Annotated in this window: 13 protein-coding genes; 4 read left to right on the forward strand and 9 right to left on the reverse strand. The window is 72.8% G+C overall.

What is annotated here, in order from left to right; genetic code table 11:
* Positions 1-74: 74 nt before the first annotated feature.
* Genes ACGF0J_RS16035 through ACGF0J_RS16060 form a run of 6 tightly spaced genes read right to left on the reverse strand, consistent with a single transcriptional unit; the run spans position 75 to position 6,752 of the window.
* The gene (locus ACGF0J_RS16035) at positions 75-1,085 is read right to left on the reverse strand and encodes an N-acetylglucosamine kinase (RefSeq protein ID WP_393146280.1); all 1,011 of its coding nucleotides are present in this window, start codon (positions 1,083-1,085) and stop codon (positions 75-77) included.
* The gene (locus ACGF0J_RS16040) at positions 1,082-2,344 is read right to left on the reverse strand and encodes a 6-phospho-beta-glucosidase (RefSeq protein WP_393146282.1); all 1,263 of its coding nucleotides are present in this window, start codon (positions 2,342-2,344) and stop codon (positions 1,082-1,084) included. Before ACGF0J_RS16040 ends, ACGF0J_RS16035 begins: the two co-directional genes overlap by 4 nt.
* A complete protein-coding gene (locus tag ACGF0J_RS16045) occupies positions 2,341-3,234 on the reverse strand; it encodes a carbohydrate ABC transporter permease (protein WP_393146284.1) in 894 nt (297 codons plus the stop codon). The genes ACGF0J_RS16040 and ACGF0J_RS16045 overlap by 4 nt, the downstream gene beginning before the upstream one ends.
* The gene (locus tag ACGF0J_RS16050; protein WP_393146286.1) at positions 3,231-4,187 is read right to left on the reverse strand and encodes a carbohydrate ABC transporter permease; all 957 of its coding nucleotides are present in this window, start codon (positions 4,185-4,187) and stop codon (positions 3,231-3,233) included. Before ACGF0J_RS16050 ends, ACGF0J_RS16045 begins: the two co-directional genes overlap by 4 nt.
* Positions 4,188-4,193: 6 nt before the next feature.
* A complete protein-coding gene (locus ACGF0J_RS16055) occupies positions 4,194-5,537 on the reverse strand; it encodes an extracellular solute-binding protein (protein WP_393146288.1) in 1,344 nt (447 codons plus the stop codon).
* A 27-nt stretch (positions 5,538-5,564) separates the two neighbouring features.
* Positions 5,565-6,752: an ROK family protein gene (locus ACGF0J_RS16060; protein WP_393146290.1), complete on the reverse strand. Its 1,188-nt coding sequence runs from the start codon at positions 6,750-6,752 to the stop codon at positions 5,565-5,567.
* Between the two features lie 363 nt (positions 6,753-7,115).
* On the opposite strand from ACGF0J_RS16060, the gene ACGF0J_RS16065 reads away from it, so the two are divergent.
* The 4 genes from ACGF0J_RS16065 to ACGF0J_RS16080 all read left to right on the forward strand — a co-directional run bounded on the left by ACGF0J_RS16065 (position 7,116) and on the right by ACGF0J_RS16080 (position 13,105).
* On the forward strand, positions 7,116-9,302 hold the full coding sequence (locus tag ACGF0J_RS16065) for a HelD family protein (RefSeq protein ID WP_393146292.1): 2,187 nt from the start codon (positions 7,116-7,118) through the stop codon (positions 9,300-9,302).
* A 944-nt stretch (positions 9,303-10,246) separates the two neighbouring features.
* Positions 10,247-11,785 (forward strand): apolipoprotein N-acyltransferase, encoded by a 1,539-nt coding sequence (gene lnt / locus ACGF0J_RS16070; RefSeq protein WP_393146294.1) that lies wholly within the window; start codon positions 10,247-10,249, stop codon positions 11,783-11,785.
* Positions 11,786-11,787: 2 nt separating this feature from the next.
* The gene (locus ACGF0J_RS16075) at positions 11,788-12,531 is read left to right on the forward strand and encodes a polyprenol monophosphomannose synthase (RefSeq protein WP_393146296.1); all 744 of its coding nucleotides are present in this window, start codon (positions 11,788-11,790) and stop codon (positions 12,529-12,531) included.
* Positions 12,532-12,598: 67 nt separating this feature from the next.
* Entirely contained in the window at positions 12,599-13,105 is a 507-nt protein-coding gene (locus tag ACGF0J_RS16080) for an FxsA family protein (RefSeq protein ID WP_393146298.1), read from the forward strand.
* A 105-nt stretch (positions 13,106-13,210) separates the two neighbouring features.
* On the opposite strand, the gene ACGF0J_RS16085 is transcribed toward ACGF0J_RS16080, so the two are convergent.
* The 3 genes from ACGF0J_RS16085 to ACGF0J_RS16095 form a co-directional block, all read right to left on the reverse strand.
* Positions 13,211-13,555: an RNA polymerase-binding protein RbpA gene (locus ACGF0J_RS16085; RefSeq protein WP_101786769.1), complete on the reverse strand. Its 345-nt coding sequence runs from the start codon at positions 13,553-13,555 to the stop codon at positions 13,211-13,213.
* Between the two features lie 212 nt (positions 13,556-13,767).
* Entirely contained in the window at positions 13,768-15,210 is a 1,443-nt protein-coding gene (locus ACGF0J_RS16090; protein WP_393146300.1) for an MFS transporter, read from the reverse strand.
* Between the two features lie 56 nt (positions 15,211-15,266).
* Entirely contained in the window at positions 15,267-16,067 is an 801-nt protein-coding gene (locus tag ACGF0J_RS16095; RefSeq protein WP_393146302.1) for a glycerophosphodiester phosphodiesterase family protein, read from the reverse strand.
* Positions 16,068-16,101: the final 34 nt, after the last annotated feature.

Raw genomic sequence — 16,101 nt, forward strand, 5'->3', positions numbered from 1 at the left:
GCCGGGTCAGTCCGCTGTGTCACCAGCCTGTCATGACACGAGTCATGCCGGGCCGGTGACACCTGTCCGCTCCGTCAGGCCGGCACGCCCTCCGCGTAGCGGGCCCGCAGGCGGGACCTGGCCGCGTCGGTCGCGCCGAGACGGTCGAGCCCGTTGAGCGCGGCGCCGACGATCGGCGGCACGTCGGCCACCACGATCCCGGCGCGCGGCGCCCCCGCGGTCAGACCGCGCTCCAGCAGCGACGTCAGCAGCGGGTCGCGGGCCCGCAGCACGCCCCCGCCGAGCACCACCTCGGCCCGCGTCTCCAGCAGGCCGAGGCGGCGCAGGCACACCAGCGCCATGGTCGTCACCTCCCCGGCCAGCCGCTCCACCAGGCCGAGCGCGACCGCGTCGGCTCCGGCCGCCGCCGCGAGGACGCCGGGGGCCAGCTCGTGCAGCCGGCCGTACGGCACCCGGCCGAAGTGCAGGTCCAGCACCAGCTCCTCGACCGTGCCGACGCCGAAGTGGGCGCGCAGCACGTCGACCAGGGCCGTGGCGGGACCGCGGCCGTCCTCGGCGCGTGCCGCGTGCCACAGCGCGTCCTCGCCGATCACCTGGCCGCCGCCCCAGTCGCCGCTGATCCGGCCGAGCGCCGGGAAGCGGGCCACCTCGCCCGTGGGGGAGACGCCGACGGCGTTGATGCCGGCGCCGCACACCACCGCGACGCCCCAGGGAGCCGAGGCGCCCGCCCGCAGCAGCGCGAAGGTGTCGTTGCGCACCACCACGTCCGGGGCGAGGCCGCGGGCCGCGAACTCCCGGGCCAGCGCCTCCTCCTCGACCGGCAGGTCGGCCCCGGCCAGGTAGGCGGCCACGTGGTCGAACGGCGGGCGCCCCCGGGGCGGCGGGACGTGCCGGACCGCCTCGGCCACGGCCCGCTCCACCACGTCCACGGCCGCCGCGACGCCCGCGCTCTGCGGCAGGAACGGGCCCGAGCGGGCCGTGGCCACCACCTCGCCGTCGTCGGCCACCACGGCCACGTCGGTCTTGCTGTTGCCGCCGTCGACCGCCAGGACGAGCCTGCGGGACCGGGCCGGCGCACCGTTCACGGGCGCACCGCCCACGGCAGGAAGGCGCGGTTGGCCTCCAGCAGCAGCCCGGTCAGCTCCTCGGCGACGGCGTCCTGGCCGACCAGCGGGTGGGCGAGCAGGGCGTCGCGCACCCGCTCGGCGCCGCCGTGCAGGGCCGCACGCAGGGCGAGCGTCTCGTACGCCGACACGTGGCCGATCAGCCCCGCGTACAGCGGCTCGACCGGCTCCACCGGCAGCGGAGCGGCGCCCGCGGCAGAGACGGTCGCGGGCACCTCGATCACGGCGTCCGGGTCCAGGAAGGGCAGCGTGCCGTCGTTGCGCACGTTCACGACCTGGACGTCGCCCCGGTCGCCGAGCAGCGACGCGATGAGCGCGACCGCCGCCTCGGAGTAGTAGGCGCCGCCCCGGCCGGCCAGCAGCTCGGGCTTGGTGACCACCGACGGGTCCGCGTACAGCTCCAGCAGCTCCGTCTCCATGGCCGCCACCTCGGCGGCGCGGGGCGGCTTCGAGCGCTGCTCCTCGACGACGGCGTCGTGCGCGTAGAAGTAACGCAGGTAGTACGACGGCACCGCGCCCAGCCGGCGGACCAGCTCGGGGCGCAGGCCGACCGCGTCGGCGATCTCCCCGCCGTGCGCGGCCAGCAGCGACGGCAGCACGTCCGCGCCGTCCAGGTGGACGGACCGTTCCCACGTCAGGTGGTTCAGCCCGACGTGGCCGAGTGACACGCGCGACGGCGGCACGCCCAGCAGCTCGGCGAAGCGCCGCTGGAACCCGATGGCCACGTTGCACAGCCCGATCGCCCGATGCCCGGCGTCCAGCAGCGCCCGGGTGACGATGCCGACCGGGTTGGTGAAGTCCACGATCCACGCGTCCGGCGCGGCGCGCCGCACCACGTCGGCGATCTCCAGCACGACCGGCACGGTCCGCAGCGCCTTGGCCAGCCCGCCCGCGCCCGTCGTCTCCTGGCCGACGCAGCCGCAGCGCGGCGGCAGGGTCTCGTCCACCTCGCGGGCCGCCTGCCCGCCGATCCTCAGCTGGACCAGTACGGCCCGCGCGCCGGCGACGCCCTCCTCGACCGAGGAGGTGGCCGTCACCCGGGCCGGATGCCCGGCGTGCGCGAGCATCCGCCGGGCCATCCCCGAGATCGGCTCCAGCCGCCGCCCGTCCGGATCGATCAGCGCGATCTCGGTCACCGGCAGGTCGTCGCGCAACCGCGCGAACCCGTCGATCAGCTCCGGCGTGTACGTCGAGCCACCCCCGACCACGGCGAGTTTCAACCCTTCACTCCTGTCAGCGTGACGCCCTCGATGAAAACCCGTTGGGCGAAGAAGAACAACACGATCACCGGGGCCGTCACCAGCAGCGTGGCGGCCATGGTGAGGTTCCACTGGACACTGTGGAACGCCTTGAACGTGGCCAGCCCCACCGACAGGGTCCAGCCGTCCTGGGCCACCCCGCCGTACAGCAGCGGCCCGTAGTAGTCGTTCCAGCAGTAGAAGAACTGGAACAGCGCGACGGCGGCGATGGCCGGCCGGGCCATCGGCAACACCACCGTGAACAGCGTCCGCAGGTCGGAGCAGCCGTCCACCCGGGCGGCGTCGGTGTAGTCGCGCGGGATCGAGATGAGGAACTGGCGCAGCAGGAAGATGGAGTAGGCGTCGCCGAGCAGCATCGGCAGGATCAGCGGCCACAGACTGTCGGTCAGCCCGGCCCGCGCCCAGACGAGGTAGACGGGCACCGCCACGACCTGCGGCGGCAGCATCATCGTGGTGATCACCAGCAGGAAGGCGAGCCGCCGGCCGCGGAAGCGGAACCTCGCCAGCGCGTACGCCACCGGCACCGACGACACCAGCATGAACAGGGTGCCGAGCCCGGCGTACAGCAGCGTGTTGGCCGTCCAGCGCAGCAGCTTGGACTCGGTGAAGACGGTGGCGAAGTTCACCCAGTTCCACGTGCGCGGCCACAGCTCGCTGGTCAGTGCCTGCTCGTCGGTCATCAGCGCGGTCAGCGCGAGGAAGACGGCCGGGGCCAGGAACATCAGCGCCAGCGCGATGGCCAGCGCGTGCGTGGCGACCCACAGGAGCATCCGCCGCCTGCGCGCGCCGGCGCCGGCCCGGCCCGATCCCCGGACGGCGGCGGGGGAGGGCGCGGTGACGGTGACGCTCATGAGCCCTCCTCCGCGCGGCGGAACTGGCGCAGCAGGACCGTCGTGAAGATCATCGAGGTGCCGAACAGCAGCAGCGCCAGCACGCAGGCGTAGCCCATGCCGAAGTCGCGGAACCCGACGTGGAACAGCCACTGCGGCAGGGTGAGCAGCGACTCGTCCGGATAGCCGGGGACGAACGACGAGCCGGCCGAGTCGGTCGCGCCCGACGCCACCCGGGAGGCGATCATCGCCTGCGTGAAGTACTGCAGCGCGTAGATCACCCCGGTGATCGCGGAGAACATGAGCACCGGCGAGATCGTCGGCAGCGTGACGCTGCGGAAGCGCCGCCAGGCGCCGGCCCCGTCGATGGCGGCGGCCTCGTACAGGTGCCTGGGCACGTCCAGGAGGGCCGCCAGGAAGATCACCATGGTGTTGCCGCAGCCCCACAGCGCCAGCAGGGTCAGGCTCGGCTTGGACCAGGCGGGGTCGCCGAACCAGTCGGGCCCGGTGATGCCGAACAGGGCGAGGAACTGGTTCCACGGGCCGGTCGCCGGGTTCATGAGGAACACGAACGTCACCGTCCCGGCCACCGCCGGCACCAGCGTCGGCAGGTAGAAGATCGTCCGGAACAGCCCCACCCCGGCCTTCAGCATCGTCACGAGCTGCGCCAGCGCCAGCGAGAACAGCACCTGCGCCGGCACCATGAACGCCACCAGCCACAGCGTGTTCTGCGCCGACTTCACCACCCTGGGGTCCTGGAGCAGGTAGCGGTAGTTGTCCAGCCCGACGAACTCCAGCGTGAACAGGTCGTAGCGGTGGAAGGAGAAGTAGACCGTGGCCAGCAGCGGGTAACCGAAGAAGATCGACACCCCGGCCAGCCACGGCGACAGCCACAGCAGGGCCCGCAGGCCCTCGCCGCGCCGCCACCGGGGCGGGCCCGGGCGGGCGGGCGCGGCGTGGGAGAGGGAGGCCATCGCGGATCAGCCTCCGGACAGCTTGAGCTTGTCGTCGATCTGCTTGTCCACGGCGCGCAGGCCGGCGTCGAGGTCGGGGACCGCGCCCCGCTCCCACCGGGTCAGGAAGGTGGACAGCGCTTCCTGGTTGAAGACGCTGTTGACGTTGGCCGGCAGCGTGGAGGTCTTCGGGTGCGCGAAGATGTCGAGGAACGTCTTGAAGTTCGCGTCCTCGGCCAGGTCGGGCGACTCCATGGCGGCCTTGGTCGTCGGCACGTTGCGCAGCGCGTTCGACAGGGTCACCAGTGAGCCGGTGTCGGTGGTCAGGTGCTTGACCAGCTCCCAGGCGTGCTGCGGGTGCTTGGCGCCCTTCGGCACGCCGATCACGGTGCCTGCGGTGAAGCCGCTGCCGTACAGGTCGGGCTTGTCGTCGGCGACAGGCAGCGGGGCCGTGCCGTAGTCCATGTCCTTCGCCCGGGGATCATTCGCGATCATGGCGTTGCGCCACTCGCCGTCGAGGATCATGGCGATCTTGCCCTTGAAGAAGGGGTGCTCGGCGCTCCACTCGTCGCCGAGGCTCTTGCGGAACTTCTCCAGCTTGTCGTAGCCGTACCAGTCGACGAGCTCCTTCTGCCAGGTCAGCAGCTGCTTCCAGGCCGGATCTGAGCCGATCGCCGAGGTGCCGTCGGCGTTGTACCACTTCGCGCCGACCATCGGGCCCATGTGGCTGGGGGAGTTCTCGTAGTACTGGAAGCTGGGGACGAAGCCGGCCACTTCGATGTCGCCGTCGGCGTCGCGGACCGTGAGCTTCTTGGTCAGCGCGGTCAGCTCCGACAGGGTTCTGGGCGGCTGCTCGCCCTTCATCAGGGCCTTGTTGTAGTAGAGGCCGTACGCGTCGGCGAGCAGCGGCATCGTGCACCGCCTGCCCTCGAACTCGGTGTAGGCGCGCGACACCCCCGGCAGCACCGTCAGGTCGATGCCGTCCTGCCTGATGACCGGGGTCAGATCCTGGAACGATCCCGACCTGCACCAGTGGGCGACGTTGTCGGTGGTGAAGGAGGCGGCCACGTCGGGCGCCTTGCCGCCGCGGATCGCCTGGGTGATCTGGTCGTCCTGGACCCCCTTGGTGGCGTTCACCGTGATCTGGGGGAACTTCTTGTTGAAGCCGGCGATGGCGTCCTCGAAGGCCTTGACCTCGGCGTCGGTGGAGAAGCCGTGCCACAGTTCGAGGGTCGCGGCCGGCAGGGCCTGCGAGGCCGCGCCGGAGGGCCCGGGCTGCGCGCCGAGCGACGGCGCCGCCTCCTTGCCCGCTGTGCAGGCGGTCAGCGCCAGGGCCGTGAGGCCGGCGACCGCGAGAGGGACGAAACGCACGGGGGGTGCCTCCTGATCATGTGGGGACTACCGTGGAGGGAAGACCTCGTCACGGGCCGTGGCGAGGGCCAGGTCGAGCGCCCCGGCCAGCACGGGGTTGCCGTCGACGCTCGACAGCCGCACCTGGGGGCGGGGGATGGTCAGCGCGTGCAGCTCGTGCTCGATCAGCTCGCGCAGGGTCTCGCCGCCGGACAGCACGACGCCGCCGGTCAGCACGATGAGGCCGGGATCGACGACGGAGGTGATGGCGGCCAGGCCCACGGCCAGCCGGGCGGCGACGTCGCGCAGCCCGGCCCGCGCGTCGTCGGCGCGCTGCCCGGTGCCCTGCGCCGCGCGCACCGCGTTGGCGACGGCCTGGCGGAAGTCCGTGCCGCGCACGCCGTACGAGCGCAGCAGCTTCAGCACGGCCTGGCCGCCGGTGAGCGCCTGGTAGCCGTGGTTGGCGAGCCGGCCGGCCTCGCGGGCCGTCGGCGCGCCGGGCGTGGGCATGTAGCCGACCTCGCCGGCGCCGCCCGTGGCGCCGCGGTGCATCCGGCCGCCGAGCACGATGGCCGAGCCGATGCCCTCGTCGGCCCACAGCAGCACGAAGTCGGGGTGGTCGTGCGCGGCGCCGTGGGCCTGCTCGGCGAGCGCGACGAGGTTGACGTTGTTCTCGACCGCGACGGGCACGCCGAGCCCCCGTGACAGGGCGGGCACCAGGTCCGGGATGTGCCAGCCAGGCATGTCCTTGGCGGTGGCGTAGCCGAGCCGGCCGGTGGACGGGTCGATCGCCGCCTGCACGCCGATGACCACCCGCCGCAGCGGTCCGGGCGGGCCGGCGCCCTCTAGGGCGGCGCGCAGCCGGTCGACCAGCTCGCCGGGCGGCCTGCGCGGTGTGGGAAGGGTGTGCTCGCCGACGATCGTGCCGGTGATGTCCGCGACGCGCGCCTCGATCCGGCCGGGGGTGACGTCGAGCGCGCCCGCGTACGCCGCCGCGGGGTTGATCCGGTAGAGCTCCGCCGTTCGGCCCGGCAGGCCCTCCCTGATGCCGTCCAGCACCACCAGTCCCGCTTCCTGCAGGCGGGCCAGGAGCTGGGAGGCGGTCGGCTTGGACAGGCCCGTCAGGGCGCCGATCTCCGGGCGGGTCAGCGGCCCCCGTTCCAGGAGCGCCTGCAGCGCCGCGCGGTCGTTGATCGCGCGGAGCAGGCTCGGGGTCCCCGGCACAGGACTGCTCACACGTTCTCCTTCGCTGGCAGTTAGGAAACTTTCCTAACTCGAAGTGAACGTAAGGAACCCGGGGTCCTGAGGTCAAGAGGTGAAACCAAGCCGTGACAGCGTGCGGGACGCGACGCGGAGCGCTGAGGGGCGAGAGAATGGGCGTGCCTCGACGGGCATGCTAATGTCGTCGTTTGTCGCAACAACAAGCAGAATGGCCCGGAGTGTCCCATTAACAACAATAATGGTCTGGCGGGAACTCGTCAAACAGAGCTCGCCAGGGAGCAGGACTACGTCACCCGCCTCTACGAGCGCCTCGACACGCTGCGCGAGCGCACCCAGCGGCAGCTCAAGGAGGTGCTGGCCGCCGGAGCGGTGGGAACGATGCAGAACCGCTCCGAACGTGACACCTTCGCCGAGATGTACGCCTCCCGGCTGGCCCGCCTGTGGGCGGTGGAGCGCGGCCTGGCGTTCGGCCGCCTCGACCACGTCGAGGAGGGACGGCTCTACATCGGCAAGCTCGGCCTCACCGACGACGAGCAGGAGCGCCTGCTCATCGACTGGCGGGCCCCCGTGGCGCAGCCGTTCTACCGCGCCACCCCCGCCGTGCCCATGGGCGTCACCCGCCGCCGCCACCTGCAGACCAAGGGCCGCACGGTCGTCGGCGTGGACGACGACCTGCTCGACCTCGACGCGCTGAGCGACGACGACCGCGCCACGCTCAACGGCGAGGCGGCCCTGCTGGCGGCGCTGGACGAGCGGCGCACCGGCCGCATGCGCGACATCGTCGCCACCATCCAGGCCGAGCAGGACCGGGTGATCCGCGCCGACCTCAACGGCGTCCTCGTCGTCCAGGGCGGCCCCGGCACCGGCAAGACCGTCGTCGCCCTGCACCGGGCCGCCTACCTCCTCTACACCCACCGGGAGCGGCTCGAGCGCCGCGGTGTGCTCATCCTCGGCCCCAACCCCACGTTCCTGCGCTACATCGAGCAGGTGCTGCCCTCGCTCGGCGAGACCGACGTGCTGCTGTCCACGGTCGGCGAGCTCTATCCCGGCCTGACCGCCACCGCCCGCGAACGGCCCGAGGCGGCCGCGCTCAAGGGCGACGCGCGCATGGCCGAGGTGATCGCGCGGGCCGTCCGCGACCGCCAGCGCATGCCCCGCAAGCCCGTCGAGCTCGCGCTCGGCCGCTACACCCTCACCCTCGACCGCCCCATGCTGGACGCCGCCCGGCACAAGGCGAGCCGGTCGCGCCGCCCGCACAACCAGGCCCGCGCCGTGTTCGTCAGGTCCGTGCTCAACGCGCTGGCCCGCCAGGCCGCCAAGAAGCTCGGCAAGGGCCTCATCGACGACGAGGAGCTGGCCGACCTGCGCGAGGAGCTGCGCACCGAACCCGTGGTCAAGACCGCGCTCAACCGGCTCTGGCCGTATCTCACCCCGCAGCGGCTGCTGCTCGGCCTGTACGGCTCGCCCGAGCGGCTCGGCCACGCGGCCGCCGCGCTGACCCGCGAGGAACGCGCGCTGCTCCAGCGCGACCCCGGCCGCTCCGCGGAGTGGACCGAGTCCGACGTGCCGCTCCTCGACGAGGCCGCCGAACTGCTCGGCGAGATCGACGAGCAGGTTCTGCGCGCCACCGCCCTGCAGGCCGAGGAGGAGCTCGCGGCCGCCCGGCAGGCCGAGGAGAGCGAGCGGGAGGCCGAGCTGGCCTACGCCCGCGAGGTGCTGGAGCTGACGGGCCTGTCCGACGTCATGGAGGCCGAACGGCTCGCCGAACGCCAGCGCGGCCAGGGCCCCTACCTCACCACCGCCGAGCGCGCCGCCGCCGACCGCACCTGGGCCTACGGCCACGTCATCGTGGACGAGGCACAGGAACTGTCGCCCATGGCCTGGCGGGCCGTCATGCGGCGGGTGCCCAACCGGTCGATGACGATCGTCGGCGACATCGCGCAGACCGGCTCGACGGCGGGCGCCCGCTCCTGGGCCGAGGCGCTCGACCCGTACGTGGCGGGGCGCTGGCGGCAGGAGCGGCTCACGGTCAACTACCGCACCCCGGTCGAGCTCATGGAGGTGGCCGCCCGGGTGCTCGCCGCCATCGACCCGGCCCTGCGGGCCCCGGCCTCGGTCCGCGAGGGTGGCGTACGCCCCTGGACGGCTCCGCTCGCCGCGCTTCCCGAGCTGGTCAAGGCCGAGGTCGGCGAGGGCGGCAAGGTCGCGGTCGTGGTGCCCGACGCGCTGCTCGGCCCGCTCGGGCGGCAGGTGGCCGCCGCCGTGGACGGCGCCGTGGTCGTCGCCCCCGGCACCGGCCGGGGCGGGGGAGCGGCGGCACTCGACGCGCCCGTCACGGTGATGGGCGTCACCGACGCCAAGGGGCTGGAGTTCGACTCGGTGCTCGTGGCCGAGCCGGGCGGCATCGCCACCCAGTCGCCACGCGGGCCGAACGACCTCTACGTGGCGCTGACCAGGGCGACCCGGCGGCTCGGCATCCTGTACGACGAGCCGCCGGCCGGGCCGCTGGGGGAGGCGTTCGCCGATCTGCCACGGCAGGGACATATGTCGACAAATGGGCGTTGACGCCCTTTGGTGTGGCTGGCCAAACATGTCCTACCTGCGAAAACTTGATGTTTCTGCTGATCGGGACACGGTTGACATCTGAGGTGGAGTCGGTAGTTTGCTGCGCAGTCCAGCACGGGACTTGGCCGGTTGGCCGTCTCTGACATCGTCGGATCCTGCGTCCGTGACGGAGCGTGACTCCGTCCACACAGCCAGGTGCAGGGCCGTCGGTCCGTCGAGTCGGGGCACCCCAGCCGGGCGGGGGGTTGGACCCGGGACGGGCCCGGTAGCCCAGTAGACAACGGAATTCCGCGCTCGCCGCCGACGAGACGGGTCCGGTCCGAAGGGTTTCCGGGCCCTCTTCCCGCTCTCGTGCGCAGGATCGCCATCAGCGCGGGTGATCCCACGGCCTCGTCGTCCGCGGGATCACCCAGCCGCTCCACCTCCGGCTCCACCAGCGATCCCCGCCCTCCGCCCGGCCCGCGCCCTCCGCCCGGCCCGCCGCTCTCCGGCGCGGCGGCCCCCTTCCCGATCCGCCGCCCTCTCTCGTGGCGGTCTCCTTCCCGGCCTTCGCCGCACCTGGAGCTCCCGTACCGCGCCCGGACGCTCCGCGCGACCTGACGGCCGCCCCGGAGCGGTACCGTTTCGACTAGCAGGTTCGCCGCCACGGGCGCGGCCTGCTGATCCGACATGCAGGTTCACCGAGGCAGGCAGGCGCGTGCCAGGGGCAGGCGCGGCGAGGAGCGGGCGCAGTGGTGCGAGACAGCACGGGTCTACGGCCGACGACGGGTGAGACACCGTCCGGCGAGCCGCCGTCACGTCCCGGCCCGTCCGGCGACGTCCCCCACGCTGACGCTCCCGATGCGGGCGGTGAGGAGGCCGTGGAGGGCGTCGGCGGCCCTTCGGGCGGTTTCGGGACGGACCCTCCCGCAACGGGGCGCAAGGGGCGATCTGAGTCCCGCAAGGTGGCGCTGGCGAGGGTGGCGGCGGCCATGGCGGGCGGGGTGCTGCTGTATCTGGCGTTCCCGCCGATCGACTGGTGGGCCGGCGCCCCGCTCGGCATCGGCCTGGTCGTCGCCGCGCTCCACGGCACCCGCCCCCGCCGGGCCGCCTGGCTGGGCTACCTGGCCGGTGTCGTGTTCCTGCTGCCGACCCTCTCCTGGGTGCGCCCCATCGGCGACGACGTCTGGGTGATGCTGGTCGGCGTCTCCAGCGCCTTCTACGCCGTGATGGCCGCGCTGGCCGCGCCGGTGTTCCGGCTGAGGTGGTGGCCGTTGTGGTTCGCCGGGCTGTGGGTGGCCATGGAGTGGGCACGCGGGCTCGTCCCCGTCGGCGGGTTCCCGTGGGCGCGGCTCGCGTTCAGCCAGGGCGAGTCGCTGTTCACGCGCTACGCCGCGCTGGGCGGCGCGCCGCTGGTGTCGTTCGCCGTCGCCCTGTCCGGGGGGTTGCTGGCCCACGCGGCCCTGACCCGGCGCGGCTCGCCGTCCCTGAGGGGCGCGCGGGCGGGCGGGGCGCGGCGGTGGGCGCCGGCCGGCGCGGTGGGGCTGGCGCTGGCCGTGCCGCTGGTCACCCTGGCCGTGCCGCGGCCCGGCGACGAGGGCCGCACCGTCAACGTCGGCATCGTCCAGGGCAACGTCCCCGGCCGGGGCATGTACGCGCTCGGCGACGAGCCGGCCGTGGTGCTGCGGAACCACGCCGACGAGACCAAGCGGCTCGCCCGGGCCGTCCGCGAGGGCCTGCTCCCCAGGCCCGACATCGTCGTGCTGCCGGAGAACTCCACCGACATCGACCCCTACCGCAACGCGTACGCCCGCCAGATCATCGACGACTCCGTCCGGGATGTCGGCGTGCCCACCCTGGTCGGCGCGGTCGTGGCCGTCGGCGACGAGCATCGCGCCACCCGCAGCCTCGTGTGGGACCCGGCCACCGGGCCCGGCGCCTACTACGACAAGCAGCATCTGGTGCCGTTCGGCGAGTACACCCCGTTCAAGGAGATCGTGCTCGCGCTGTGGGAGCGGGCCAACCTGGTCGGCAGGCAGTCGGTGGCCGGCACCCGGCCGGGCGACCTGCGGCTGGGCCCCGTGACGATCGGCGCGGTCAACTGCTACGAGGTCGCCTACGACGGCACGGTCCGCGGCACCGTCCGCACCGGGGCCACCCCGATCGTGGTGCAGACCAACAACGCCAGCTACGCCGAGACCAACCTGCCGCCGCAGCAGCTCGCCATGTCCAAGCTGCGGGCCGTCGAGCACAACAGGGCGGTCGTCACGGCCGCCACCACGGGGATCTCCGCCTATGTCACGCCGGACGGTAAGGTCTCCTGGCGGACCCGCGAGCTCGTCGCGGACATGACCGTGGTGAAGGTGCCCGTGCGCACCCAGGCGACGATCGCGACCCGGGTGGGCGCGCTGCCTGAGTGGGCGCTGGCGCTGATGGGGGTGGCGGCGGCCGGCGTCGCCACGTGGGGTGCCGGAAGGCGAGGAGACCGGATGGGGAGTGACTGATCATGGAGACTCTCGGCCGTGTGCTCGTCATCGTCCCGACCTACAACGAGCGTGACAACCTGCCGCTGATCGCCGAGCGGCTGCGCGCCGCCGTGCCCGACGCGCACCTGCTGGTGGCCGACGACGCCAGTCCGGACGGCACGGGCGAGGTCGCCGACGGGCTCGCCGCCGCCGACGACCACATCCACGTGCTGCACCGGCCCGGCAAGCAGGGGCTGGGCGCCGCCTACCTCGCCGGTTTCCGCTGGGGCCTGGACGAGGGCTACAACGTGCTGGTGGAGATGGACGCCGACGGCTCGCACCAGCCCGAGGAGCTGCCCGAGCTGCTGCGGGCGGTGGCCGGCGGCGCCGACCTGGCGATCGGGTCGCGCTACGTGCCCGGCGGCAAGGTGGTCAACTGGCCGGCCTCGCGCGAGCTGCTGTCCCGGGGGGCCAACGTCTACACGCGCATCCTGCTCGGCCTCGGGGTCCGCGACGCCACCGCGGGTTTCCGCGCCTACCGTGCCGCCACGCTGGACAAGCTCGACCTGTCCGACGTCGAGTCGGAAGGCTACTGCTTCCAGGTCGACCTCACCCTCCGCACGGCCCGGCAGGGGCTGCGCGTGGTGGAGGTGCCGATCACGTTCGTCGAGCGGGCGGTGGGCACCAGCAAGATGAGCCGCCGGATCATGGTGGAGGCGTTCTGGCGGATCGCGGTGTGGGGCTTGGCCGGGCTGCCCGCCCGGTTGCGCGGCAGACGCCGCTGACCCGGAACGCTCCGGCCCCGCCGGACGTTGTTCGAGACGTAAGTGTGCGCTGCGCGGAGACGAGGACATGATGCGGCTGCTGCTCTTCCTGGCCTTCCTGGTCGTCCCGGTCCTGGAGATCTGGCTGCTCATCCAGGTGGGCCAGGTCATCGGGGGCTGGACGACCGTGGCCGTGCTGATCGCCGTCAGCATGCTCGGCGCCTGGCTGGTGCGCCGCGAGGGGCGCCGGGCCTGGCGGGCGTTGCAGGAGTCGCTGCAGACGGGCCGGATGCCCGACCGCGAGCTGGCCGACGCAGGGATCATCCTGGTGGGCGGCACGCTGCTGCTGACGCCGGGCTTCCTGAGCGACGTCGTCGGCATGGCGTGCCTGCTGCCGGTCACCCGGCCGGCGATGCGCCGGCTGGGCTCCTGGTTCTTCGAGCGCCGGATCAAGCGGATGGCGGCCGCGTCGCCGTACGCGCACCTGTTCCCGACGCAGCCGGGCGGGGCCGAGCCCGGCGGGCCGGTGTCCGGCCGGGTCGTCCACGGCAAGGTCGTGCACGGCGAGGTCCTCCGCGAGGACCGCGAGCCGTAGACCCGGCTTCCCCGCCCTCCGCCCGGCCCAGCCGGGGGACGGCGGACGCAAAGACACAAAGACGCCCCCGGGCAGATGCCCGGGGGCTCACACCGTGGAATCAGATCAGGCGCTCTTGCGACGCTGGGCACGCAGCACGGCCAGCCTCTCGTTGAGCACCTCCTCCAGGTCCTCGATGGAACGCCGCTCCAGCAGCATGTCCCAGTGCGTCCGCGGCGGCTTGGTCTTCTTGGACTCCGGCTGCTCGCCATCGACCCGTACGGCGGTCGCGCCGCACATGCGGCACTCCCACGTCGCGGGAATCTCGGCCTCGGCGGCGAGCGGAACCTCGAAGTTATGGCCCTTCGGACAGGTGTAGGGCACCTCCTGGCGCGGGGCCAGATCCGTGTTACGGTCGTTCTCGTAGCTGGTTGCCCCGAGCCGGGTGCCACGAAGTGCGCGCTCGCCCATGTCTAAATGCCTCCTACAGGGCCCCCATGCGTGGGGGGTCTGTCTCCCACGGTGTCTAACGCTTGGTACCGTGATGGGATTCCCACCTGCGGGGTGATCCAATCTCCTCCGCCCCCAGGAGTTGCCCCGGCGGGCGCGACAGCCCCACGGGAGACGGCCCTTCCCACGCGTCAGAGATGTCAGGAAATGTCCGTGCCGGCGGGCCCAGGGCGTCAGATGCGCTCGGGCACCTCGTTGCCCGCCGCGCGGATGGCCTTCGGCAGGTTGACCAGAGCCAGCAGCACGAAGCCCAGCACGAAGAAAACGATCATCGAGACGATGGCGATCCGGTAGCTGTTGGTGAGCTGCAGCGCGATGGTCACCGTCAGCGAGCCGATGAACGCCGAGCCCTTGTCGCTGATCTGCAGCAGGCTGAAGTACTCGGCCTCCCGCCCCTTCGGGATCACCTGTGAGAACAGCGACCGCGACAGAGCCTGGGTGCCGCCCAGCACGATCGCGATGGCCAGCGCCATGAGGTAGAACTGCAGCGCCTGCCCCTCCTGGACGTACATCGCGACGATCACGATGGCCGTCCACACCACCAGGCTGCCGAGCACCGTGCGCTTGGTGCCGAGCCGGCGGGCCAGCGACCCCAGCAGCAGCGCCCCGAAGAACGCCACGAACTGCACCATGAGGATCGCGCTGATCTGCACCGTCTTGTCGAGCTTGAGCGCCTCGGCCGCGAACGCCGCGCTGTTGCCGATGACCGTCTGGATGCCGTCGTTGTAGACCAGGTAGGCCACCAGGAACAGCAGCGTCAGCGGGTAGCGGCGCAGTTCCTTGAGCGTACGGCCGAGCTGGCGGAAGCTGCCGCCCACCGAGCGCAGCGCGGTCGTCTCGTGCGCCGGGACCGGCCGGTTGCGCAGCCGCAGCAGCGGCACCAGCGTGAAGATCGCCCACCACAGGCCGGCCGACATCAGGCTGATGCGCACCGCCATGCCCTCGCCCACCCCGAGACTCTCGTGCTGAAGGTAGAGCACCAGGTTGAGCGCCAGCAGCAGCCCGCCGCCCAGGTAGCCGATCGCCCAGCCGCGCGAGGAGACGGCGTCGCGCTCGTCGGGCGTGGAGATCTGCGGCAGGAACGAGTCGTAGACCACGACGGACGAGCCGTAGGCCACGTTGGCGACGACGAACAGCACCCCGCCCAGCAGGTAGCGGTCGCCCTCGACGAAGTACAGGCCCATGGTGGCGAGCGCGCCGACGTAGGCGAACCCGCCGAGCAGCTCCCGCTTGCGGCCGGTGTGGTCGGCCAGCGCGCCCACGATCGGCAGGAACACGATCTGCAGCAACACCGAGACCGTCATGACCAGCCCGAAGAACGCCGCCGGCCGCACGTCGAGGCCCAGCACGTCCACGTACCCCAGACCGGGGGAGGCGGCGGCCAGCCGGTCGAAGTCGCTCGCGCACGTCGCGGCCGGCACGTCGGGGAAGTCCTCGGCGCAGGCGGCGGTGCGGGCCACCGGGATCAGGTACGGGCCGAGGAAGACCGAGATGACCGTGGTGTTGAAGGCGGAGTTGGCCCAGTCGTAGACGTACCAGCCGCGCTGTTCGCGCCGGCGGGCGGCCGGCGACTCGGCTGCGGGGTCGGAGGCCGCGGGGGGTGCGGATGCGGACATGGTGTCGGGTCGCTCCTCAGGCGTGGCCCGGCGGCGCCGGGCCCTGGATCGGACGGTCAGGCGGCCAGGCGGCCGGGATGCCACTGGCCGCGCCGGTCGAGCACGTCGCGCAGGCCGGTGATGTCGTCGGTCATGATGCCGTCGACGCCGAGGTCGAGCAACTGCTCCATGCGGTCGCGATCGTTGATCGTCCACACGTGCACCTGCATGCCGATGGCGTGTGCCGTGCGGACCAGGCGGCGGGTGGTGACCCGCAGCCCGCGGAAGCCCACCGGCACCTGCGCGCACGGCACGCCCGCCCGGGACAGGCGGCTCAGCAGGCGGCCGTAGCCGGACGTGGTCGCGGCGGCGCGCAGCGCCGCGACGCCGCGCGGGCCGAGCGCCGAGCAGACCTCCTTGCCGATGGCGGCCCGCGCCAGCACCAGCCGCTCGTCGGAGAAGGACGTCAGGCAGATGCGGTCGTGGGCGCCGGTCCGCCGGACGGCCTCGGCGAGCGGGGCGATGGCGGCGGCCTCCTTGACGTCGATGTTGAACCGGATCTCCGGCCACGAGCCGAGCAGGTCCTCCAGCAGCGGGATCTCGTGGACGCCGCCGATGCGGGCCTGCCGGACCGCCCGGTAGGGCAGCTCGGAGATGCGCCCGCGCCGGTCGGTCACCCGGTCCAGCGTGTGGTCGTGGAAGGCCAGCAGGACGCCGTCGGCGGTGGCGTGGGCGTCGGTCTCCAGGTAGGTGTAGCCGAGCCGCACGGCCCGCTCGAAGGCCTCCGCGGAGTTCTCGGCGCCTTCGGCGGCCCCGCCGCGGTGGGCGAAGGCCAGCGGGCCGGGATGGTCGAGAAAGGCGAAGCGGCGGGCGTACACGTCCTGAAGTATGCCTTCCGAGCGAACCGTGGAT

Origin of the sequence: Nonomuraea sp. NPDC047897 (genome assembly GCF_043204415.1) — a bacterium.
Classification (GTDB): domain Bacteria; phylum Actinomycetota; class Actinomycetes; order Streptosporangiales; family Streptosporangiaceae; genus Nonomuraea.